Origin of the sequence: Rhodanobacter sp. A1T4, assembly GCF_014207185.1 — a bacterium.
GTDB lineage: Bacteria > Pseudomonadota > Gammaproteobacteria > Xanthomonadales > Rhodanobacteraceae > Rhodanobacter.
The window spans coordinates 22,041-45,342 of the sequence record NZ_JACHCP010000003.1 but is presented as its reverse complement, the minus strand read 5'-3'; the positions used below and the strand labels follow the sequence as shown (position 1 = coordinate 45,342).

General features: G+C 58.8%; 22 protein-coding genes. 10 read left to right on the top strand and 12 right to left on the bottom strand.

Translation table 11 applies throughout. From position 1 onward, the window contains the following. Window positions 1–222 precede the first annotated feature (222 nt). The gene (locus HDE80_RS06440; RefSeq protein ID WP_221437460.1) at window positions 223–2,061 is read left to right on the top strand and encodes an AMP-binding protein; all 1,839 of its coding nucleotides are present in this window, start codon (window positions 223–225) and stop codon (window positions 2,059–2,061) included. A gap of 55 nt (window positions 2,062–2,116) precedes the next feature. On the opposite strand, the gene HDE80_RS06435 is transcribed toward HDE80_RS06440, so the two are convergent. Beyond that, complete coding sequence (locus HDE80_RS06435) at window positions 2,117–2,851, bottom strand: SDR family oxidoreductase (RefSeq protein ID WP_184669030.1); 735 nt, start codon at window positions 2,849–2,851, stop codon at window positions 2,117–2,119. Window positions 2,852–2,984: 133 nt separating this feature from the next. Here HDE80_RS06435 and HDE80_RS06430 point away from each other — a divergent pair, with 133 nt between their 5' ends. Together HDE80_RS06430 and HDE80_RS06425 are read left to right on the top strand one after the other, a co-directional pair. Next, window positions 2,985–3,902: a LysR family transcriptional regulator gene (locus HDE80_RS06430; RefSeq protein WP_184602478.1), complete on the top strand. Its 918-nt coding sequence runs from the start codon at window positions 2,985–2,987 to the stop codon at window positions 3,900–3,902. A 90-nt stretch (window positions 3,903–3,992) separates the two neighbouring features. Next, on the top strand, window positions 3,993–4,523 hold the full coding sequence (locus tag HDE80_RS06425; protein ID WP_255483618.1) for a gluconokinase: 531 nt from the start codon (window positions 3,993–3,995) through the stop codon (window positions 4,521–4,523). 78 nt (window positions 4,524–4,601) lie between these two features. On the opposite strand, the gene HDE80_RS06420 is transcribed toward HDE80_RS06425, so the two are convergent. Then, window positions 4,602–5,192, bottom strand: coding sequence for a class I SAM-dependent methyltransferase (locus tag HDE80_RS06420; protein WP_184669029.1), 591 nt, complete (start codon window positions 5,190–5,192; stop codon window positions 4,602–4,604). 126 nt (window positions 5,193–5,318) lie between these two features. After that, complete coding sequence (locus tag HDE80_RS06415; RefSeq protein WP_184669027.1) at window positions 5,319–5,960, bottom strand: HD domain-containing protein; 642 nt, start codon at window positions 5,958–5,960, stop codon at window positions 5,319–5,321. A gap of 124 nt (window positions 5,961–6,084) precedes the next feature. On the opposite strand from HDE80_RS06415, the gene HDE80_RS06410 reads away from it, so the two are divergent. Beyond that, a complete protein-coding gene (locus HDE80_RS06410) occupies window positions 6,085–7,047 on the top strand; it encodes a helix-turn-helix domain-containing protein (protein ID WP_184669025.1) in 963 nt (320 codons plus the stop codon). Window positions 7,048–7,141: 94 nt separating this feature from the next. Here the strand turns inward: HDE80_RS06410 and HDE80_RS06405 are convergent, their stop codons facing one another. Then, window positions 7,142–8,104, bottom strand: coding sequence for a phospholipase D-like domain-containing protein (locus HDE80_RS06405; RefSeq protein ID WP_184669023.1), 963 nt, complete (start codon window positions 8,102–8,104; stop codon window positions 7,142–7,144). A gap of 601 nt (window positions 8,105–8,705) precedes the next feature. Between HDE80_RS06405 and msrA the strand changes: the two genes are divergently transcribed. Continuing rightward, window positions 8,706–9,212 carry a peptide-methionine (S)-S-oxide reductase MsrA gene (msrA, locus tag HDE80_RS06400; RefSeq protein WP_184602484.1) on the top strand — a complete coding sequence of 169 codons (507 nt, stop codon included), beginning with the start codon at window positions 8,706–8,708 and terminating at the stop codon, window positions 9,210–9,212. A gap of 55 nt (window positions 9,213–9,267) precedes the next feature. On the opposite strand, the gene HDE80_RS06395 is transcribed toward msrA, so the two are convergent. Then, the gene (locus HDE80_RS06395; protein WP_184602485.1) at window positions 9,268–9,621 is read right to left on the bottom strand and encodes a hypothetical protein; all 354 of its coding nucleotides are present in this window, start codon (window positions 9,619–9,621) and stop codon (window positions 9,268–9,270) included. A gap of 322 nt (window positions 9,622–9,943) precedes the next feature. On the opposite strand from HDE80_RS06395, the gene HDE80_RS06390 reads away from it, so the two are divergent. Then, window positions 9,944–12,160: a penicillin acylase family protein gene (locus HDE80_RS06390; RefSeq protein WP_184669021.1), complete on the top strand. Its 2,217-nt coding sequence runs from the start codon at window positions 9,944–9,946 to the stop codon at window positions 12,158–12,160. Window positions 12,161–12,450: 290 nt separating this feature from the next. Beyond that, entirely contained in the window at window positions 12,451–12,663 is a 213-nt protein-coding gene (locus HDE80_RS06385; RefSeq protein ID WP_184669013.1) for a hypothetical protein, read from the top strand. Between the two features lie 223 nt (window positions 12,664–12,886). Here HDE80_RS06385 and HDE80_RS06380 read toward each other — a convergent pair whose 3' ends face one another. The 4 genes from HDE80_RS06380 to HDE80_RS06365 all read right to left on the bottom strand — a co-directional run bounded on the left by HDE80_RS06380 (window position 12,887) and on the right by HDE80_RS06365 (window position 17,752). Beyond that, a complete protein-coding gene (locus HDE80_RS06380; protein WP_184669011.1) occupies window positions 12,887–13,546 on the bottom strand; it encodes a hypothetical protein in 660 nt (219 codons plus the stop codon). A 580-nt stretch (window positions 13,547–14,126) separates the two neighbouring features. Further along, on the bottom strand, window positions 14,127–14,909 hold the full coding sequence (locus tag HDE80_RS06375) for a hypothetical protein (RefSeq protein WP_221437459.1): 783 nt from the start codon (window positions 14,907–14,909) through the stop codon (window positions 14,127–14,129). Window positions 14,910–15,031: 122 nt separating this feature from the next. Beyond that, window positions 15,032–16,003 carry a hypothetical protein gene (locus HDE80_RS06370; protein ID WP_184669009.1) on the bottom strand — a complete coding sequence of 324 codons (972 nt, stop codon included), beginning with the start codon at window positions 16,001–16,003 and terminating at the stop codon, window positions 15,032–15,034. Window positions 16,004–16,255: 252 nt separating this feature from the next. Beyond that, on the bottom strand, window positions 16,256–17,752 hold the full coding sequence (locus HDE80_RS06365) for an amidohydrolase family protein (protein ID WP_345776419.1): 1,497 nt from the start codon (window positions 17,750–17,752) through the stop codon (window positions 16,256–16,258). Window positions 17,753–17,967: 215 nt separating this feature from the next. Here HDE80_RS06365 and HDE80_RS06360 point away from each other — a divergent pair, with 215 nt between their 5' ends. Next, entirely contained in the window at window positions 17,968–18,537 is a 570-nt protein-coding gene (locus HDE80_RS06360; protein ID WP_184669007.1) for a TetR/AcrR family transcriptional regulator, read from the top strand. Between the two features lie 37 nt (window positions 18,538–18,574). Further along, on the top strand, window positions 18,575–19,252 hold the full coding sequence (locus tag HDE80_RS06355) for a type II CAAX endopeptidase family protein (RefSeq protein ID WP_184669005.1): 678 nt from the start codon (window positions 18,575–18,577) through the stop codon (window positions 19,250–19,252). 22 nt (window positions 19,253–19,274) lie between these two features. On the opposite strand, the gene HDE80_RS06350 is transcribed toward HDE80_RS06355, so the two are convergent. Beyond that, window positions 19,275–20,048 (bottom strand): hypothetical protein, encoded by a 774-nt coding sequence (locus HDE80_RS06350; protein ID WP_184669002.1) that lies wholly within the window; start codon window positions 20,046–20,048, stop codon window positions 19,275–19,277. 375 nt (window positions 20,049–20,423) lie between these two features. Here HDE80_RS06350 and HDE80_RS06345 point away from each other — a divergent pair, with 375 nt between their 5' ends. Continuing rightward, window positions 20,424–21,308, top strand: coding sequence for an EamA family transporter (locus tag HDE80_RS06345; RefSeq protein WP_184669000.1), 885 nt, complete (start codon window positions 20,424–20,426; stop codon window positions 21,306–21,308). A gap of 180 nt (window positions 21,309–21,488) precedes the next feature. Here the strand turns inward: HDE80_RS06345 and HDE80_RS06340 are convergent, their stop codons facing one another. Together HDE80_RS06340 and HDE80_RS06335 are read right to left on the bottom strand one after the other, a co-directional pair. Then, a complete protein-coding gene (locus tag HDE80_RS06340) occupies window positions 21,489–22,289 on the bottom strand; it encodes a DUF1868 domain-containing protein (protein WP_184668998.1) in 801 nt (266 codons plus the stop codon). 377 nt (window positions 22,290–22,666) lie between these two features. Beyond that, window positions 22,667–23,293: a cytochrome P460 family protein gene (locus HDE80_RS06335; RefSeq protein WP_184668996.1), complete on the bottom strand. Its 627-nt coding sequence runs from the start codon at window positions 23,291–23,293 to the stop codon at window positions 22,667–22,669. Between the last annotated feature and the right edge of the window lie 9 nt (window positions 23,294–23,302).

Here is a 23,302-nt window from a genome sequence, read left to right as displayed (position 1 = left end):
ATACTGAGACAGATGCTGCTCATCATCTCCGAGCGGCTAACCTAATATTCGACCAGCACCCGCCTCTGTTTTCGAAGTATGGGTATCGATCCCGTAGCTGCCGTTGGCACCTGTCGAGACACACGCTCATATCGGTTATCCGCTATCTTCCGATGGATGGAAAGAGCGCTCCTCGAACAGCCGCTGGTCATGGCCCCGGATCGGGTAAATCCCGCAACGACGATGCAAGATGCCGCGCGACTGCGTGCGCTCACGCCCGAAGCCTATTGGCTCGAGATCACGCGGGAATTGATCTGGGATCGTGCGCCCACCATCGCCCTCGAAGGTGGATTCGGCGACTTTCGCTACTTTCCCGGCGCGATGGGCAACGTCAGCGTCAACTGCCTCGATCGATGGCCGGCCGATCGCATTGCCCTGCGCTACGAACGCGAGGATGGCCTGAAGGAAACCTGGACCTTCGGCGCGCTGACCGATGCCGTCGCCCGTTTTGCTGCTGCACTCGAGGATCTCGGCGTAAGCAAGGGCGATCGCGTGGCCGTCTATGCCAGCAACGTGCCCGAGTCGTTCATCGCCATCCATGCGTGCTACCGGATCGGCGCGATCTACTCGGTGATCTTTGCCGGGTTCAGTGCCTCGGCGGTGCGCGATCGGCTTGAGGATGCGCAGCCCAAAGTTATCGTCTGCACCGACGCCACGCTGCGACGTGGCCGCGACGTGCCGATCAAGGCCACGCTGGACGAGGCGCTGAAAGGTTTGCCGCTGCCGCACGTCATCGTCGCGCGCCGGGTCGACCCGAACTATCCACTGCAGAATGGCGAACGCGATTTCGCCGAACTGCTGGCACACACTACACGCCGAGCGATACCGGTATCGCTCGAAGCCAACGATCCGGGTTTCATCATCTACACCTCGGGCACCACCTCGAAGCCCAAGGGCCTGGTGCACGCGGGCATCGGCTTTCTGGTCGGCACCTATGCGAACGTGAAATGGTCGCTCAACCTCGGCGTCGACGACGTCTACTGGTGCACGGCCGATGTAGGCTGGCTTACCTTTCCGATCTTCGCACTGGTGGGTGGTCTCGCCCATGGCGCGACGCACATCATCTACGAAGGCAGCCTCGACACGCCGACGCCGGCGCGCGCCTACGAACTGATGGCGAGTTACCGCGTCAACAAACTGTTCACAGCGCCGACCGCGCTACGGATGATGCGCCGGGCCGGTGATGATTTGCTGCAGCATCACGACACCAGCAAACTTGTATTGGTATCGCTGGTCGGCGAACCGCTCGATCCCGACACCTGGTTCTGGACGCGTGACAAGCTCGGTCGCGGCTCCATCTTCGTCAACAATACTTACGGACAAACCGAGACCGGGACCGCCTGGTCGAGCAGCATGGTCGGCATCACGCCAACGCGACCGGGCAGCTGCGGGCACGCGCTGCCCGGCTACCTGCCGCACGTATTACGGGAGGACGGCTCCGAGGCTGGGCCCGGCGAAGTCGGCGCGATCACCCTGGCCGCGCCGTTCCCCTGCCTGGCGCGAACCGTATGGGGCGATCACTCGCGCTACGTCAAAACCTATCTCGCCCCATTCCCCGGCCACTATGTTGCGTCCGATGCCGCGCTGTTCGATGCGGACGGCCAGCTGTGGGTCACCGGACGTCTCGACGATGTCATCAACGTGGCCGGCCATCGCCTTGGCACAATGGAGATGGAGGCCGCACTGCTCACACACGCTGCGGTATCAGAAGCGGCAGTCGTCACCCAACCCGATGAAATCAAGGGCATGACACCCATTGCCTTCGTCGTGCCTCGCGCGGGTTACGCGGACAGCACCGAACTGCAGGCGGCGCTGTGCCAGGCGATCGTCGATGCGGTCGGCGCCATCGCGCGCCCGGCTCGCGTAGTGGTGGTTTCCACGGTGCCACGCACGCGCAGCGGAAAAATCATGCGTCGCGTGCTGCGCGACCTCATCGTCACCGGCGAGGCATCGGGCGACCTGACCAGCCTCGAGAATCCGGACGCCATCGAGGTGGTGCTGCAGAAGCTCGCGCAATCCTGAGCAACGCGCCCTGCCGCACTCACCATCGAAGACACACGAAAAGCGGACGAGCCTTTTAGACCACGGTCGCGAGTGGGCGCACCACGATCTCGTTCACGTCAACGTCGTTCGGTTGTTCGATCACGAACTGGATGGCGCGGCCGATCGCATCCGGCTCGATGGCCGTTTTGCGGTACGTCTGCATCCGCTCGCGTGCAGCCGGATCGCTGATCGTGTCGGCGAGTTCCGAGGTAACCACACCCGGATACACGCAGGTGCAGCGGATGTTGGCGCTTTCCTTGCGCAGTCCTTCGGAGATCGCTCGCACCGCAAACTTCGTCGCGGCATAGACTGCTGCTGTCGGCTGGACCACGAAGCCGCCGATCGAAGACACGTTGATGATCTGGCCGTGACCCTGCGCTTCCATCCGGGGCAACACCGCGGCAATACCGTGCAATACGCCGCGAATATTCACGTCGATCATCCAGTTCCACTCGTCGGTCTTGAGTGCATTGAGTGGCGACAGCGGCATCACGCCGGCATTGTTGACGAGCACGTCAATCTGCCCGAATTCCGATTCGGCGAAAGCGACGAATGCCTCCATATCATCGGCATCGGTCACGTCGAGGCCGCGAAACCTGACCGTCCCACCGGCTTTCTCGATATCGGCGGCGATCTCTTTCAGTTTGTCGGTGCGGCGCGCACCCAGCACGACGCGAGCGCCGTTGGCAGCGAGCTGGCGAGCCGTGCCTTCGCCGATACCACTCGACGCGCCAGTAATAAGTACAACCTTGTTGTTCAAGCCAGACATCGTGATCTCCAGGTCAATGGGGCGGTAAATCCGCGCCAGATCACCTTAGCCCGCACCTCACCGTACGATAAGCCGCTACGATTGAGATGAGGCGTTGAGCAGAATGGGATAATGAACCGAGCGGAGTGCAACGATGAGTCGCGGTAACCTCGACGATCTGGCGTCCTTTGTCGCCGTCGCGCGGGCGCAAAGCTTTACCCGCGCCGCGGCGGAACTACGCGTCTCCACATCCGCGCTGAGCCACACGATCAAGGGATTGGAGGCGCGCCTTGATATTCGCCTACTGCAGCGGAATAGCCGAAGCGTGTCCGTCACGCCCGCCGGCGAACGATTGCTGCGTACCTTAGGTCCCGCGATCTCGGAGATAAACGGTGCGCTGGACGCATTGAACAGCGAACGCGACCTCATCTCCGGTGCGGTACGCCTCACGGCCACGCGACACGCATACGAGACGGTGATTCGTCCCGTGCTGGCAGATTTCCTTGCCGATCATCCCCAAGCCAGTGTGGAAGTGCTGATCGACTACCAGTTCCGCGACATCGTCGCCGACCGTCTCGATGCAGGTATACGGCTGGGCGAAAAGCTGGAGCAAGACATGATCGCCGTGCCCGTCGGCCCGGATCTGCGTATGGCCGTGGTTGCGTCACCAGCCTACCTCGCCAAACATCCCGCGCCGCAAACACCACACGATCTAACCACCCATCGCTGCGTGAACTACCGCATGATGACCTCCGGTCAGACCTATGACTGGGAATTCGAACAGGACGGCCGTGCCCTTGCCATCAAGGTCACCGGGCCACTTACCTTCAACGAACCCGCGCTGATGCTTCAAGCCGCACTCGACGGTCTGGGCGTCGCTTACATCCTGGAAAATCAGGCAACGCCGGATATCGATAGCGGTCGTCTGATCCGCCTGTTCGAAGACTGTACGCCGCCCTTCCCCGGCTACTTTCTCTACTACTCTTCACGTCGACAGATGCCTCCGACCCTCGTCGCATTCATTGCAGCGCTGCGTCGCCGCTCGGATCGCCACACCACGGACCGTCACTGATGTACGTTGCAGCAAAATGCCAAAAAGATCGCGATTCCTTGCACCGCTCGCTCCTCGCACGCCGCGATCGTGTCCTCCGCAATAACGGTCATGACAGCACGAAATAAAGGACAGCAGATGGTCATTGTGGTGATGGGCGTATCGGGTAGCGGAAAATCCACCATCGGGCGATCGCTGGCTGACGCACTGGGCTGGGATTTTCAGGAAGGCGATGCGCTGCATCCGCAGGCAAATATCGACAAGATGAGCGCAGGCGTTCCGCTGGGCGATGACGATCGCTGGCCGTGGCTGGATCGCATCGCGTCGTGGATCAGCAACGAAGGCGAACACGGCAAGCACGGCGTAGTGACCTGCTCCGCGCTCAAGCGTAGCTACCGCGACCGACTGCACCGCGCTGGCGATGGTGTTTGTTTTGTCTATATCCGCGTGTCGCGCGCCCAGCTGGAACGCCGCACACAGCAGCGCCAGCACTTCATGCCACCCTCTCTGCTCGACAGCCAGCTGCATACGTTGGAAGAACCTGCGTCAGACGAAAATGCATTGACAGTATCGGGTGAAGAAACGATCGACGTGATGATCACGGCTGTTCGTCAATGGTTGGAAGCCCGCATTGCTCGATAACCAAGTGCATTGAGCCAAGTCCTATGCGCTTTCCCTCAACGCGTGCCACTCACTCTTCCAGCTCAACAGGCGTCTTTACTATGCCGTTTTTCTGACGACGATGCGATGAATCTTCTTCTGAGAAGACAGGTTGATATTCTCGCTCTCCATGAGCACTTCGTAGTCAGCGCAGATGTCCAACACACTGGAATTGTCGAACGCAGAGTACAGCCGTCCGTGATCGTCGCGGCGTGAGTCGTCCTCGGTAATCCGCCAGCTCAGTGCCAGCACGCCACCTGGAATCAGCAAGCCAAAAAGCTGACTCACCGCTTCACTGATCTGCTCTGGTGGCAGATGCATGATCACGGTTTCGCACAGTACGTTCTGGAAAACACCGCGCTCGACACCATCGAGCGCCGGCAATATCGCATGCCCAAAGGCGAGATGCGGATGGCGTCGACGCGCCTCATCCAGCAAACCATCCGATGCATCAAAACCGGCAGCATCGTAGCCATGCGAAGCCAACCACGCCGTATCGCGTCCGGCGCCACAACCGATATCTGCCGTCTTTCCGGTCGTGAAGTACTGCGTCAGCAACCCATACAGGTCCGTGGGTTCGGGCTGCGCCAGCCAGTCGTCGGCGTAATGCGAGGCGTCGTTGTCATAGGCTTTGATGGTTTCGCCATCCATACCATTCTCTCTGGCTAAGTTCGCGCACTAAGTCTGTCATATCATCCTCGACAATCAGTAATTCTGACTGAAAGGCCGATGACCGGCATGCATGCCCGCTTCGATCAGGACCTCAGTGAAAGCGTTCTATGACACCCAGCGTGATTGGCGGATCACATCGCAAAAATTCCCGCGAACAAATCGTGGGTCCTTGTCGGCCAGAACGTCGGCCTTCACGTTACCGAAGGTCGTTTCCGGTTTGTGTTTAATGCCTTCGTAAAAAGCCTGGATGATGTCTTCCTTGAAATGCTCGCTTCGGGGAAAGGCATCAACCACAGACTGACGCTCATCATCCGAGTACCGAGCATACGTCAGCCCCAGCACGTCCATCTCGACGCCTGCGGTGACCAGCGCAACGACCGGGTGCATGTGCTGCGGGATTCCTGGTGTCGTATGTAGCGCAATGGCCGTCCATACCGTATCGATATCGCTTTGAGAAATTCCATGCCTTCTCAGAAAATCTCGCGCTGCATTGGCGCCATCCACCTCGAAGCGCTCATGTGCGCTGCTGTGCTTTTCCGTGAGCCCCATGTCATGAAACATGGCGCCGGTGTAGAGCAAATCGGGATCGAAGCCAAGCCCACGCTGCCGCGCCGCAATGGCGCCGAAATAGTAGACGCGACTGGAATGGTTAAAAAGCAGCTCCGGCGCCGTGTCACGGACCAGTTCAGTCACTTCTCTCGCCAGAACACTGTTCGGCATCTGGATGCCGCTAATCGTCGTTTGCATGATTGTTGCCCTTGATAGCCAGACTTCAGGCTAGGCTTTTGCGGCCTTGTCTTCAATTTACCAAAACAGTCAATATCTGCCATCATCGGTTTACTGCAGCCATGTGGGCTGTGAGGCACTGACCATGAGACAAAAGCAGGTCCTCGTGCTGGCCATGTCTGGCGTCCAACTGTTGGATGTTTCCGGGCCGATGGACGTATTTGCTGAAGCCAATGTTCAGGCGGGTTGGCCGGCTTACGCGTTGCGTCTTATTGCCTGCGAACCGGGTGATATCGAGAGTTCATCGGGCGTGCGGCTCATACCCGATGGCGTGGCTCGCGGAAAAGAAAAAGCTCCAATCCATACCCTACTCGTCGCCGGCTCACCCCGTGCCGCTGAAGAACAATTCGGCGATACTGCGATGAGATGGCTCAAGACTCATGCGCCAACCGCACGGCGATTCGGATCGGTGTGCAGTGGTGCTTTCATGCTGGCAGCGGCCGGGTTGATCGATCACAAGCGAGTCGCCACGCATTGGGCGGTGGCGCAGCAACTGGCACGCGCCTATCCGAACGTCATTGTTGATGCCGATGCGATTCATGTGCGCGACGGACGATTGCGCACTGCCGCCGGCGTCACCGCCGGTTTGGATCTGGCGTTGGCGCTGGTTGAGGAAGACCTCGGTCACGACATCGCGAAAAAGGTTGCTTCGCAATTGGTGATGTTTTTCCGTCGACCAGGTGGACAAACACAATTCAGTCGAAGTGGCGAGCTCGAGGTCATGGGACGTTCCTCGCTGCAAGAGCTGCAGCGATGGGTCGCCACGCATCCCGAGCAAGACCATAGCGTGGCTGCGCTCGCCGCGCGGCTGCATGTGAGCCCGCGGCATTTTGCGCGCATCTTTCGGAACGAAATGGGTACGACACCGGGAGTCTGGGTAGAAACCATTCGACTGGCCGCAGCCCGCCAACTGCTGGAAGACGAACACGGCGCCCCGAAACAGGTAGCCGCGCAATGCGGTTTCGCCGACGTAGACAGCTTTCGGCGAGCGTTCCATCGTGTATTCGGGCTCAGCCCGGCGCAATATCGAAAATCGTATGCGCTTTGAGTCGTCCACTCAAAAAAACAATCATCCTCGTGCGGTCATGGCGGCAAAGCGGAGCACGATGTTTGCACATCGTGCTCCGTGTTATGGCGATGACTTATGACTTGGTCCAGGGCGTACCGCCGGCGTAGTCACTGTTGATGGTGGTATGGAGCTGGGTCAGAATGGATGCGTTGGTCGTCACGAGGCCCAGCTCGCGATTCTCGGTCAACGAAGCCGTCGAGAAGTTTTCCGAGCCAACGAAAGCCTGCGCGCTGGAGGTGTTGTAATCGGCGAGGATGACCTTGGCATGGATATACAGTGCCGTGCTGTTATCAGGGTAGGTACTGATCTTCACGCCAGCCTTGGTGAGCGCTTCGAATTCCGTCTCGTAGTCGTTGTCGTCGTTGGTCATGCACACAGTCACGGCGACACCGCGCTTGGCGGCATTCTCCAGCGCGGTCACGACGCCGCTGTAACTCATCTCCTCGTTTTCGACCAGCAAGCTGTCTTTCGCCGAGTTGATGATGTTGACCAGATCGGTCTTCGATACGGTCGGGCTCCACACCAGATCGTCGCCCAACGGAGGTGTGATCGTCTGCGCAGCGAAATCGGCGTTGAACGTGCTTTCGATCGCGGCAACATCGCTGGGATCGTTTTCGATGATGGCGAAGTCGCGCGTGGTGCTGTAATAGCGACTCGTCAGGTTGAGCGTCATCACCGCGCTGGTAGTGTTGTCGATGGTGATGGTTTTCTGGTGTGTCGCCGCGTATTTGGTCCACGCCCAGACGACTTGCACGCCGTGCGATGTCAGGTCGTTATAGGCTGCCGTGTTGTTGCTCTTCTCCAGGTTCTGATCGAGGATCACACGAACCTTGATGCCATTCTCGGCCGCCTCATCGAGCAGCGTTTGCGCCTGCGTATCGACGAGTTCGTACATCGTCATGTCGATGCTCGACTTGGCCGACTGGATCAAATTGTAGATCGATGTAAGGCCCTGGTCCGGTTCGATAACCAGCGTCTGCGTAACGGTGGTGCTTGCGTTGCTTTCGTTGGCGAAAGCTTGCGACGCGACGCCCAAGATGCCCGCACAAAATAGGGCGGAGTAAATGGCAGCTCTTGCTGAAATGGTAAACCCGCAACTGTTCTTCATTATTCAGTCCCTTTGATATGAAAATTGGAAAGATCCGCGTGACGAGTTTTGACCTCTCACGATAGTGGATCTCTAGCTGTCCAGACGATCCAGTGCTCCCCTGCAGCAGACGCATAACGCCACAGCCACCGACAATTGAAGCTCGGATTTGTGACGCCGTTCTTTCCGTTAGCGGGTGCATGTTTTTACGTTTAAAAGCAGTACATGCTGAAAACACACTGACGTCGCAAGACCCTGCTGTGAAAGACGCCTTGGTCCGCTGGTAGGAAGCACGGCTGCAACGATTGTCCATACCGACCGACGATGACCATGGCGCAAGTTCTGACTATCGCCGCGCGGCACGCAACAAAATCAATCAATGCGGACCACGGCTGTTCTGGGCTGGGTCGATGCGCCAGTTGATAGTCAGTCTCAGTAGAAACTGACTATCAACTGGCACCTGCTCCCCTTCGGTCGCTATCTTGGACTGCCACTGGGCGACCCCATCTATGTCACAAGCTGTCGACATCCATCACCAGGAACCAAACTCATGACTGTTACAACCGAACGCGCCATCCTTGCCGGCGGCTGCTTCTGGGGGGTGCAGGATCTGATCCGCCATCAGCCAGGCGTGGTTTCCACGCGCGTGGGCTACTCCGGCGGTGATGTTCCCAACGCCACGTATCGCAACCACGGCAGTCACGCCGAGGCGATCGAGATCATCTTCAACCCGCAGGTGATCAGCTATCGCACCCTGCTGGAATTCTTCTTCCAGATCCACGATCCCAGCACGCCGAACCGTCAGGGCAACGATCGCGGCCTGAGTTACCGCTCAGCGATCTTCTATACCAGCGAGGCACAGAAGGAAGTGGCCGAAGACACGATCGCCGATGTCGATGCCTCGGGCCTGTGGCCGGGCAAGGCGGTGACGGAGCTGGCGCCGGCCGGCGATTTCTGGGAAGCCGAGCCCGAACACCAGGACTACCTGCAGCACTACCCCAACGGCTACACCTGCCACTTCATCCGGCCGGAGTGGAAGCTGCCGCACCGCGCTTAATGCTCAAAGGGTGGATGCAGGGCCAAGGCAAAGCGCGCGTCCTGCATGACGTCTCTCAATGCAAGGACATCGCCCAGGTGATGTAGGCCGCGCTGACGGCGGTCAGGGTCAGCGCCACCAAAAAAATAACGTCGGCCATGCGTTCGAGTCGATAGTTGCGAATCACGCTTCGCGTGCGCAGCGCCCAGTACGACAGCAGGCAGGACGCCAGATAGAGCATCGCGTTCACCGCCAGCAGATCTTCGGCCAACATGTCGGATTTGTGGGTTGCGATCACCACGCGAATGATGCCGGTCACTGTCAGGCATACACCCACCATCGCCGCCGAGGCGGTGAAGATGTGTACGCAGATGTTTTCATCGAGGCGGGTACGCTGGGACTTGCTGGGCGTGGTGACTAGAGAATTCATACGGGGGCTTCGCTAACGACTGATGACTCAGTGATTGAACACAGAACGCATGCAATAGTTTCATCGTGACCCATCTTGCGCAGGTGCTGCGGTGTAGCGAACTATGGCCAAGGTAAAGAACCAATGCGGAATGATTCGATATGTAACCGGTCGCAATAAATATTTTACTTAGCGCGCTCGATCACCACGGAGCGCCGCGCTGGGTCACCTCTTCCAAAGCGGCGTCGCTCCAGACAAATCGTGGTCGCATGACCTTTGCACCATGGCGGCACGACCTCGGTAAAGTGCATGCTGTGATCCGATTTGGGGGATGAAAAAGCCGATGCCTGCACGCCTGTCAAAGCAATCTCGTTATCTGCAGTGCTTGCTGCCCGTCGCTGCCTTGGTCGCACTCGGTCTCGCTGCTCAAGCACACGCCACTAGCGATACATCGGAGACCGCGCGATGGCAGCGCGAAGCTCAAGCCGTCACCATCACCCGCGACGACTGGGGCATCGCCCATGTGCATGGCAAGACCGATGCCGATGCAGTGTTCGGCATGGCCTACGCGCAGGCCGAGGACGACTTCAACCGCGTCGAGACCAACTACCTCCATGCGATGGGCCGGCTCGCCGAGGCCGAGGGTGAACCAGCGATCTGGCAGGACCTGCGGATGAAGCTGTTTATCGACCCGGTCCAATTGAAGACGATGTATGCGAAGAGTCCCGGCTGGCTGCAGGCACTGATGAACAGCTGGGCGGACGGGTTCAACGATTACCTCGCCATGCACCCGGACGTGCACCCGCGCGTCATCAGGCACTTCGAACCGTGGATGGCGCTTAGCTTCAGCGAAGGCAGCATCGGCGGTGATATCGAGCGCGTGTCGCTGAATCAGCTCGAGGCTTTCTACGGCCAGAACCCGGCCGCATTGGCGCGCGTCGATCCGCCGTCGAGCTGGAGCGAACCGACCGGCTCCAACGGCATTGCCATCGCACCCAGGCTCACCATCGATGGTCACGCGCTGCTGCTGATCAATCCGCATACCTCGTTCTTCTTCCGCTCCGAACTGCAGATGAGCAGCGACGCCGGGCTCGATGCGTACGGTGCGGTCACCTGGGGCCAGTTCTTCATCTACCAGGGTTTCAATCCGCACATCGGCTGGATGCATACCTCTTCCGGCGCTGACGTGGTCGATGAATTTGCCGAAACCATCGTGCACAAGGACGGCAAGCTGTTCTATCGCTATGGCACCGAACTGCGGCCGGTCACCAGCAAGATCATCACCGTGCCCTATCGCGCGAAGGACGGCTCGATGGCCGAACGCCGCTTCACGGTCTACGCCACGCATCACGGCCCGGTAGTGCGTGCAGCCGACGGCAAGTGGATCGCCATCGCGCTGATGAATAAGCCAATGGAGGCACTCGAACAAAGCTGGTTGCGCACCAAGGCCAACGACTACGCCAGCTACATGAAGGTTGCCGAGCTGAAGGCCAATTCGTCCAACAACACCATCTTCGCCGACGACAAGGGCGAGATAGCGTATCTGCATCCGCAGTTCATCCCGCAACGCGATGACCGTTTCGATTACACCAAGCCTGTGGACGGCAGCAACCCCGCCACCGACTGGAAAGGCCTGCTGCCGCTCGACGCGGCGCCGCACCTGCTCAACCCGCCGAATGGCTGGATCTTCAACACCAACGACTGGCCCTACTCCGCAGCCGGACCGTACAGCCCGAAGGAGGCGGACTATCCGCGCTATATGGACAGCTTCGGCGAAAACCCGCGTGGTATCCATGCCACCGGCCTGCTTACCGGCCAGCGTGATTTCACCATCGCGTCGCTGATCAGCAACGCCTTTGATTCGTACCTGCCCGCGTTCGCGCGGCAGATACCGATACTGGTTGCCGACTACGACGCGCTGCCCGCCAGCGATCCGTTGAAGCCGAAGCTCGCTGGCCAGATCGCGCTGCTGCGTCACTGGGATTATCGCTGGAGCATCACCTCGATACCGACCTCGCTCGCGGTTTTCTGGGGCGATACCTTGTGGGACTCGGTCAGCAAGGCCGATACCGCCGAAGGCCTCTCCATCTACGACTACATGGCGGAGAAAGCGGGACCAGCGGCGCGTCTGCAAGCGCTAGTCGAAGCGTCCAATCGACTGGAAAAGGATTTCGGCAGCTGGGGTATACCGTGGGGCGAGATCAATCGCTTCCAGCGGCTCAACGGCGACATCGAGCAGCCGTTCAATGACAGCAAGCCAAGCATTCCCGTGCCGTTCGTCTCCTCGCGCTGGGGCTCGCTCGCTTCGTTTGGCGCGCATCGCTGGCCAGGTACAAAGCGCTACTACGGCACCAGCGGCAACAGTTTTGTCGCGGCAGTCGAGTTCGGCCCCAGAGTACACGCCCGCGCCATCACCGCCGGCGGCGAAAGCGGTCACCCGGACTCGCCACACTTCAATGACGAGGCCGAGCGTTACACCACCGGCAATCTGCGTAACGTCTATTTTTGGCCAGAAGAGTTACAAGGTCACGTCGAGCGCGTATATCACCCCGGTGAATAAAACCTGGCCCATACTCCAAAAGAAACCACCGACCAGAAAGATGATTTTGTCGCGCCTCACCTAATTCAGCCACTTGGGATACCGCGAGCGGCCGATTGTGCCAATTCACTGTGCCACGTGTACCGCTCGGGTACCGCCCAGGTGCCGGGAGGGGTAAAAACACCAACCTAGGGGAGACGATCCAAGAGAGAGAACCTAAAGACTCTTTAGGTGAACTACTGGGTCTCTCGTGTCCCGCCTCAACCCCTCAACTTCAGCCTCGGTGCCGGGGCTTCTTTATGGAGCCACGAGTGAGCACTAAGCAGTTCTCTAACAATACCCCCTTCGATGCTCCCTACAGCGAGGAGGAGCTGATGCTGCCAGTCAACATCCGAATCAAGCCTGACTTCCTACCCCGAAACATCATCTTCAACCTTGAGACCTTTGAAGCTCTCAAGAACTTCCAGATGGTGATGGAGGGTCAGATCAGGAGGTACACCACCGATGCGGAAATCATCGGCTAGCAGCAAGTAAAGACGCACTCGGAACCCTGCACTCCGAAATCGCCACCAAGCTCACCGATGCAATCGAGCAGATGGATACGGGCGAGAAGGGCCTCGCTGCGATCCTCAATGTCGCCCGGCAGTTCGTGAAGGACAATGGCATCGAAGCGTTGCCCACAGACGGCAGCCCAATAGGGTGACTAAACAACAAGCTCGCCGAGTTCCCTTTCGAACCTGACGGGGTTCATTGAGCTGTCCGAGTGCTACCGTCCGGACCTATTGATGCACTCACTTTGGTGTCAGCGGGGACATCACCGAGGTTCAGGAGCACCTCGCCAGTCATGGCCGCGACAACATTGCCCTGCTCCTTTTCAGACGCTTCCCAAACCTGCGGATTGTGATTCTTGAGAACGACAGCCACAGCAGCCTGAGTCTTAGGCCCAAAAAGCTCGACAGCCATGTCCATCACAGCTTGGTACTCGCTGTTAAGTTCGTCGAAACGATGATTGTCCTCGCTGCTCTGCCGCATCAGCTGCCTAACCTTAGCTAGATCCTTGTTGCTAACGGCCTCTTGCATCTCCTTCAAATCCTGCTGCCTAAGAGCATTCAAAGACATCAAATCAGATTGGTGGCGCGAAATTTTCATGAAGCGTTCGACCAAACCTAAGCGCCTAGACAACAGGTCGGTCTCAGCGGTGTACATCTTTTCACTGTGCCACTGTCGCAATTGATATCGGCTCGTGAGGTAGACACCAAGCGAAGTGATGCAAGCCGTTAGCAATGCGCTCAACACGATTGGCCGCCAAGACGTGCCTTGCTCATTTTTGTTGGCAAGTGGCGTTTCGTGCCGAACTGTCCCTGCCGGGCCGCCGCGTTGTGGTTTCACGCCGGACGTTTTACTCATTTGCCTCTCCCTTTGCGTTAGCTCTCTAGAAACACATATCGCCATCCCATTGGAAAACTTAAGTCGATAAGAAGCATCCCTTCCTCGACTTCCGTAACTTCGTCTTCCACATTTGGAAGCACCTTAACCTCCCTGCCCCCACACCAGTCCAGTACGACATCTCGTCGTATCTGCAGCACGGCCCGCGGCGCAGGGTTATCGACGAGGTATCGGCAAGTCCTCGCTCACAGCAGCATATGCCTGCTAGCTCCCCTGGAAAGACCCACAACATAAGGTTCTCGTCGTCTCGGCATCCAAGGACCGTGCAGATACCTTCTCGATCTTCGTGAAGCGGCTGATCGAAACGGTCCCTGAGCTGGCGTCGTGACGTGACGTGACGAACCGCACACCTGCTGCTTCATTCCAGCAACTTCGCGGCACCTGTGGCGGCATCAACAGCCCTAGCCCGCGCCACTGAGCCATTCCCACAAGGTCATACATCTGGCAGCAGGCCCGTGATTCGAATCTGTATTGGCTGCAATAGTGGGCAATCCGTTACCCCTCTGAGATTTCCAGCAATCGCTAGCTTTTAGAAGCTGGCTTATGGCGAATGCGCCGATGTAGGCGTCATACCCTGCAAGGTCTCGATCAACAGCTGGTCGGCAGCATCCACCCGGATCAATCCCATACGCGGATACTCGAGATCGCGGATCACGAATACGGTCACCGTCAGCGCCACCGCAAACACCATCACCTGCAGCCAGGGCACCCGCTCACCGTCCGCCATGCCATAACCAGCCAACAAGGCCGACATCAGCGCCAGCAGAAAAAGCATCAGGTCGATCACCGCTGGTGGATGGTCGCGTGTGGCCGCCAGCCGTGTCGTAGTGATATCGAACATGTCGTTGAGCGCCGAAGCCACCAGACTTAGCGTAGCGTTGCTACCCGAGTTCTGCGCCGCGGTGGTGGCCTGCGTCCAGATCTGCTGCTGCGAGGTCACGCTGTCAGCCCAAGCCTTGGCGGCAGCGGTGGAATCCGGCGTAACCTGGTAAGTATTCAGCCTCAGTTGCACGTACCGGCGCATCGCTTCGCGCAGCGCTGGCTGCTGCGCCACCGGCAGCAAGTCGATGCGCAAATAAGCCGTGCCGATGGCGTTGGCCTCCTGCGTTATCAACTCGCGTCGATGCTCGAACCGGCCTGCCGCGCCGGAAAACGAAAACGCGAGCAACAGGCCCAGCAAACCGAACACCGCCCCGCTCAGCGCGTTGGCATCACCCTTGACGCCATAACGTTTGCCAAGCACAAAGCCCAGCTTCACGAAAATCAGCAAACCCAGCAAGAGGGCGGCGGAATACAGCCAGGGCTCGATAACGGGCTGGGACATGGTGGCCTGCAGGTTGTGGCAAGGTGGAAAGATTCGCGTGATCAAACCACATCATTGGGCGGCAAGCGATGGCGCTCAGCAACGACGCCCATAGCCACTAGACATCGCCGATCACATGCCGCTCATTCCGAAATCGCCAGTACGCAGGCGTCGGCACCGTAGCTACGGCAGCAGACGGCGAAGATCGACAGGCTGTCCGACCCGGTTGCGGGACCGAGCAACCCTTGCAGGTAACCGTTGAAGAACGCGCAACCGGAGTGGCCGTCCTCGCTGCACAGCGGGCTGTGGCGAATATGCAGCTGGTCGTATCGTTGTCCGACATCCACCAGTGCGGCAAGGGCCGGTATCGCAACGCGCTCGATCGCTTCCTGCAGTGCGAATGGCTCGCGCGATGTCGGATCGCATTCCGAGACCCAGGCGCCAAGGCGTTGCCCCGCCAGCATGAGCGACGCCTCACGCGCAACCGCGCTCACCGCGGCATCCAGCTTCAGCAGTCGCGGAAAAATCAGCGGATAGTCGTTTTTCAGTTTCGGCAGCATCGTATCTACTGCCTCCATGTCCGGCCCCTCCGGAATCAGCTCGACAAACGGCTCCATCACCGCCACCGGAGCAGGGGCCGGCGCGGGCGCACGCGGAACAATGAAGACGAACTCCGGCTCGGGCTCCGGAACCGGCTGCGGCGGCGTCAGCGGCTCGACGGAAACGATGGCTACCGGGGCTGGTGCTTTCGGCGGCTCCACCGCGATCTCCTCTGCCACCACCGGCAAGGCATCGATGGCCGGTGACGGCGTCGATGCCGCCACGCCGGACGGACGCGGCAGCACACGCGACGCCGCGAAGTGCGGCGTCGACGCGCCATCCTGGAATGGCGCGATCTTGAAACTGATAATGCGCTCGTGCTCGTCCAGCGCCGATTCCAGCGCGCGTTTCCTGCGTGACGGCCCGCGCACCACCATCGTCATCAACGCGCCATGCGGATCCTGCACCAATCGGTGCCGCTGCAAGGTAAAGCCGTTTGCAACGAGCAGTCGACCGATGTCCATCAGCAGCCCCTCCCGTTTCTCCGAGAGAGTCTGTATTTCCAGCTCCAACATGAGGCCCCCCTGTTGTCGATGCTGGTGAATTAAGTTGTAGTCGCTACGATAACGTTTCCACGAACGAAAAACATGACGTGGTTCAAGGGCTCACTGCTAGCAACACTTGCCGCGGCCATCCGATCGGTATTCGGCGGACCGCGCCGGTTGTCGCTGCTTGTTTCGGATGTGGTTCCTCTAAGTCAACTAGCCGCCCGCTGGATTGGTCGGAGGCGTTTATTTGGTGGGAAACGTCTGCACTCACTTTATCGATCAGCGCAGACCCACCGTGCCATTCGCTGCCTTGACCAGTTTGGCCGGGTCGTAGCCCACGCCGTCCTTGAACACCAGCGCGACGTTTTCGATGTCCTTGATGTTGGTTGCCGGATTGCCGTCTATCAGCACCAGGTCGGCAGCCTTGCCGATGTCGATGGAACCGATGTTCTTTTCCTCACCCATGAAGCGCGCACCGTTGAGGGTGGCAATCTGGATCGCCTGCAGCGGAGTGAAGCCGGCTTCCACCAGTAGCTCCACTTCGTGCTGGTCGCCGTAACCGGCGATGACGCCGCCAAAGCCGGTGGGGTCGAGCCCGGCCAGCAGGGTTCCGCCCTGCTGCACAAAGGCGTGCTCGAAATCCTCTTCCAACTTGAACACCTTCACCCACGGCGAGTCCTTGATGCCGGCAATCTTGTCACGCCCCTTGAGGTATTCGACACGCGTCTCCGGCAGCATCGCATCGAGTACGCGCGCGTCGACCGGTGCGCGCCCGGGCACGAACGTCTCGAACACCGGCAGTGTCGAGGTGACCGCCACGTGCTTCGCCACCAGATGCCTGATCAACTGTTGAATGCGTGGATCATCCACGCTTATCGTGGCGAGATTCGCTACCGCAAGCTTGGTGTCCGGGCAGACGTCCGACTGCTTGCCTGCGGTGAACTCGGTATCCACTGGCAGCCCGTGTTCCAGATCGTCGATGCCCAGGTCGGCCGCTTCGGTAAAGCCGATCGTGCATAGATGCCCGGTCACCTTGATGTGCTGCGCATGTGCCGCGGCAATCGCCGCCGACAGTTCGGCGCGTGTGATGTGCATATAGGCCTTGAACGAAGTCGCACCCTCACCGATCCAGTAATTGACCGTGGCGGTCGCATCTGCCGCGTCCACCAGCTCATGCATCTGCGGGGTAAAACTGCCCTTGCCTTCCAGGTAAGGTCCAGTGGTATGCATCTTCGGGCCAGGAATCTTGCCGGCATCGATGGCCTTTTTCAGCTCCAGGTCGGTATACGGTTCGGTACTGCCGGTGGTGCGGATAGTGGTGACACCACCGGCCAGATACAGCTTGGGAAAGCTCGATGCCTGTTCGGGATAGATCGCCTCCTTCGCTTCCGGGTTCACCTTCGGCGCCGGATAAAACATGTGGTCATGCATGCCGACCAGCCCCGGAATCAGCGTCTGTCCACTACCGTCGATCACCGTCGCATTCTTCGGCAGCTTCACGTGCTTGCCGACCGCCGCGATCAGTCCGTCACGCAGCAGCACTGTCTGATTTTCCTTCGCGGCTGTTCCTGTGCCGTCGATGACCCGTATATGAGTGATCGCCAGCAGCGGTTGCGCATATTTCACAAACTGCTGCGTCTGCGCAGACAGCGGCGGCGTCTGCGCCACGGCGGATGTAGCGGCGCAGAACCCCGCCAGCACTGCGACTAGCAGGGTGTGCCGGCAAGTGATGATCGGTGGCAAGGCAGACACGAAGCGGATGACTCTCTTAGACACAGGTGGACTCCCCAGTAGCGAAGCAGACACGTGCCTGCTGATCGATCAGAACCACTATCTCACGATAGAAGCAGATGGCGCAGCCAGCACCTGCACCCTGCATGCGATGCCGAAAAAATGGGGGCGCGGCGAACGAAATGCTGATTCGATCACAAGCTTCCGGATGTAGGCGACATCCTTGACATGTAACGGACGTTACATGTAACGTCCGTTACATGCAAAATCGAAAAAACGAACTCATCGAATCGCTTATCGCCTACCTGCTTGAAAACGGCTTGGCCGATCTCTCATTACGCCCGCTCGCAGCGGGAACAGGAACCAGCGCCCGCTTGCTGATTTACCACTTCGGGTCGAAGGAAGGCTTGCTCACCGAGGTACTGGAGGCGATGCAGGCGCATGTGCAGCAGTCCTTCGTCCAGTTGCTGGACAAACCATCGGCAGGCAGGCCTTCGAAACCACCACTGAAGCTGCTTTGGAACTGGGCCATCGCCGACGAAAACTATCTGTATCTGAAACTGCTGTACGAACTGCAGATCCTCGCCATTCAAAATCCGGATACCTACGCGCAGTACCTCGGGCGCAACACCGACAGCTGGCTTGATCTTGCGCTGGCTGCGCTGTCTCCCTCGTTGCGCACCCCTGCCATGGCAACACTATGTGCAGCCGTGTTCGATGGCTTGTTTATCGAACTCATGAGCAGCGGCGATCGCAAACGCACCACGCAAGCCCTTGATTGCTTCATCCAGATGGGTACCGAAGCGCTTGCGAGTCAATCGAAAGCATGAAGGCATGCAGAGCATCCATACATCCACAGGCGGATCCATGCACACGTTGGCCACTGAACTCGAACCCACCCGCAGGCGTAAATGGTTGGTGACACTTGTCGGGCTCACGCTCGCGCTGGGCGTTGCCAGCCTTCCCATCGGTGACTGGGATCATGAATTCGCGGGCATTCGTCACCTGATCGGCAATGAAGCCATCTGGTGGATCTATGTCGCCGCAATCCTGTTGTATACCCGCAAGATAGAACGACGGCCTCTGTCGTCGATCGGGTTTCGAATGCCAGGCATCGGGAACATCGCCCTGGGTGTATGTGCTGGCCTGCTTATCACGGCCATTCTTGGGGCAATGTATTTCGTTGTATTGCCCGCGCTTCATCTGAATGACTCGATGACGTCCACAACCAACGCCAACGCATTGATGGCTACACCGTTCTGGTGGCGACTCATCTCGACCGTACGTGCCGCCGTCGCCGAGGAAGTCCTGTTCCGAGGCTACGCCATGGAGCGCATCGAAGAATTATCGGGAAGCCGAACCGTCGCCGTGGTGGTTTCCTGCGCCATCTTCACCGCCGCCCACGTAAGCAGCTGGGGTTGGAGTCACGAACTGTTCGTCGCCGTCGGTGGCCTGGCGTTTTCCCTGCTGTACCTGTGGCGACGGAATCTGTGGGTGAACATCATTGCGCACTTCATCGTGGACGCCGTGTCGGTTCTCACCTGAGCATTGAATGAAGAAAGACTCTTTAGTTCACGTCCCCAACCGCGCTAGCTATTAGATGTTTCCTGCGCAGCAGAAACCATAGCGCCCCAAGCGGAAAGGAAACGGCGACAATCCACGGGCCATATAACTGGGCAGCGGCAGACGAACTGAACAATTGAATCGACGCAGGCATGAAACCCCACTGTCCAGTCGTCCAGTTCACCGACAATTTGCCAAAGCCAACCAGGATGAAAATGATCCACAGCCATTTCCGCTTGGCGATACGAGTTCGTATACAAACCACAAGGGCGTAAAGAGTAAAGATCAACGCAATAGTGCCCAGCGCCAGCGCGGCGTATTGCGATACACCCTTGCCGCTCAGCGTGAACCGATTAATGTTTTCGAGAGAATCGGAGAGTACCTTGACATGCAGACCGTAGATCTTCCTTATGCCACCGGATCCCTGAGTCGCTACGCTGACCAGCAGCCAGCGATCTGGAAACTGATACTCGAATGAGATGTTCTTCTTATCGACGCTTGGGCTGTGAAACGTATTTGCCCCGACCAACTTCACCGAAACGGGATCCTGCGCAGGAAACGCCGCCGCCAGGCGAACCAGCGCAGCATGGATATCCGGCGTCTGTAAGGAGGAATCGAGATCTGTCTCGATCTGATCGAACTGGTGATGCCGCAACAAATCGATATAGCGAGTAGCCACCTGTTGATCAACCGAAGGCGCCAGCGTCTTCATCATGTCTGTCTGGCTGCATCCACCCATCAGAACCACCAGCAGCAAAATGCCGGTGATTATCGTCATTCGCATAAACCTTCCCCTGCCCTAGCCACCCAAAGCCCCGCTAATGTAACCAAATTCGGTCAGCTTGTTTGCTATTCGATACAAGAGAAAACGGTGAAATCCAGCCGCGTTTATGGAGCGATTCTGCCGATTGACGGCGGACTCGGTGCGTCCAATGGGCAACCGAATTTCCTTTCGCTCCTCGCACAAGGCTGAGTTCATCGAGCATCAAACGCCCATCGGAGTGGCTGCGGACCATGCATCATCCCGCGAGTCGTGCCATCCATTGCTGACAGGCGGTGTCAGTAATGGCGACGACAAGTCGGTCTGCATGGTGGGTTTCATCTAGATCTGCGGGCATCATGGACGAACTGTTCTCCCGCCGCGGCTGCGCTCATGTCATCACGTTCCACTGTTGCTCCGCTCGCGCTCGCGGTCGGCGCGCTATTGATCAGCATGGTCTCGTACCAATGTGGTGCGTCGCTGGCCAAACACCTGTTTCCGCAGGTCGGCGCACAAGGCGCTACCGCCTATCGGCTTGGGCTCAGCGCGCTGATGTTGCTGCTGTGGCGACGACCGTGGCGCCGCTCGGGCAGTCAGCGCAACTGGCGTGCGCTATGGGGCTATGGCCTCTCGATGGGTGCAATGAACCTGGTGTTCTACATGTCGCTGCGCACGATCCCGCTGGGTATCGCGGTAGCGTTGGAATTCACCGGGCCGCTGGCGCTGGCGCTGATCAGCTCGCGCCGGTTAATCGACTTCGTCTGGATCGCGCTGGTGGTGGCCGGTCTGGCCCTGTTGTTGCCGCTGCGCGGACAGATGCAGGCGCTCGATCCGGTTGGCGTGATGTACGCGTTGGCCGCTGGTGTTGGCTGGGCGTTATACATCGTGCTGGGAAAAAAGGCCGGAGCCGCCTACGGGGCGGACACGGTGACCTGGGGCACCTCGATCGGTGCCTTGCTGGCGATACCGTTCGGTGTCGCGCATGCCGGTAGCGCCCTGCTGTCGCCGACGCTGTTGCCGTACGCGCTGGGTGTGGCGGTACTGAGCTCGGCCCTGCCCTATTCGCTGGAGATGGTCGCGTTGACCCGACTACCGGCGCGCACATTCAGCACCTTGTTGAGTCTGGAGCCGGCCGTCGCGGCGGTGGCTGGCGTGGCGTTGCTGGACGAACGGATCAGCCTGCTTCAATGGCTGGCCATCGTGGCGATCATCGTGGCGGCGGTCGGCACCGCGTTGAGCGCGCGTCGCCCGCCGCTGACCGAGCCGCTGGCGAATTGAAAGCCACGAACAAACCGACGCCGCAGCGGAGTGCATCGTTACTCGGCATCTTCAAGGATGCCTCCGTGCATGCCGGTTCCGTATTCCCCCTACACTTGTTGCCGCATTAAACACATTCGGCGTCTCATGCCGAGATTGAGCACGCTTGAATATTCGGCATTCGCTCGCTTTATCGCGTTTTCACTTCAAAAGAAACTGCGTCTGAAACGACATCATGTCGTTGAAGAGACAAAATTCCGGCGCACCCATTTCGAAAACGGGAATGCGCTCGCGCATCTTGCGTAGCGCCGTCGAGAGCTGCTGCAGATACTGCGGCGCAGTCGCTTGTGTCAGTGGCCGTATGCGATAGCCGAAGGTGGTGTGGAAAATGTACTGGTCGTGACCGGCATGGCGAATGCCGATCACCTGAGCGACTCGATCGCGCAGGGAACGCAGGCGACGCGCCTCGGCGTCATCAACCGGTCGCAACGGAATGGCCGTCCATTTGGGTGTGAGCGGCGCGTCATAGGCGACCATGCGAATCGGTGGTTCGAAACCGAAGTCGGCATCGCGCAGCTTGCCAGCGATATAGTCATTGCATTCGCGCATGCTCGCATCGAGCGGTAATCCGCTCGGCCAGTCACCGGGCGCACGACGCACATCGAGCGCCCCATCGAACACCGTCATGTGGAACGACGAGGACGGCAGCCAGCTCATCTGTGCATCACCAACCTGTGCGCGCAGTTCGGCGTAGACCTGCTGCATCGCTTCGAACTGCCGCCCCGGGTGATTCAAGTGACAGATGATCGTGTTGCCCGGATAGTTTTGCGCGTGGCCATCGACGCCAAACTTTTTCCCCGGCCCGACGTCGCTCGCCACATCACGCGCAAAGCGGGCAGCGATTGCATCAGGCTTGTCGTCGGCCAGCAATCGCCCTGATACCAGGCCCGCGCCGAGACCGGCAGCCAACAGCCGAAGAGCTTCTCGCCTGGTTATACCCATGGGTTACTGATCCTCATCGTTGGCAAATCTCGACTGGTGACAATAGTGCTAAAGCGCTTTCAGCATCCACTTGCCGGCCGATGCAAGCGATAGCGTTGCCTCTCTCGGGACGATCTGGAACTGCATGAGCGACAAACACGCTGGAAGTGGTTATTGCACTTTAACTACCTATGGCCCGTTTTACGAGCACTGTTGCTCCACCGAGTGGAGCTGCCAAACATTGGATCATCCGTGTTTCACTGTTACGACGGAAATCTCAGCCTCCGTCATTCTTGTAGATCCAGCCGTTCTTGATCACGAATGCAATTTTCCCGGTGTTATGGATCGCGATACATCCGATTTTCAGTGCACTTTGTTTGCTTTCACCGATATCAGACTCAGTGCACCGTTTTTGCGAGATCGGCCTCGTCCTTGAGGTAACTGGCACTGAGCGTCGCATGCTGGCGCGCAATCGGCAGCAAGGTCGGATAAAACTGGACGAAGGTTGTGCCGACCGCTGCATGATCGCGGTGGCAGGCGTAGCAGGCGGCGGTCATCGGTAGCTTGGCGGCGGGCACATTGCCTTGAACATCGAAAAACGCCCAGCCGCCGTCGAATCGCGCTGCGTCTTTTACATGAACCTCGATGCCCTGGATATCGCCATTCTGGAAGTGGCCGCGATGATTGATCGAGCCCTTGGCGGATGAGCTGCGCACTTCCAGCACAAACTGCGTCTTGTCCGGCCAGGTACCCGTCTGCAGAAAGGTACGATAGGACTCCGGATTGACAAAGACGTTGTCGAATACTGGCTGCTCGGATGCCAGAGCCTTTTCGTTATAGCTCATGTCCAGACCCGAGCTGAGGAAGATCCACTCGCGATAATCGACCGGAGGTATCAGCCGGCCGTCAGCCGCATAGGTCGGCTCATGAACGCTATTCGCCGGACCTTCAGCGAGTGCGGCAATCGGCAGCACAAGCCATGCGGCGACAATCAATGCAAGACAAACGAAAACCTGTTTGACCATCTCGTGACT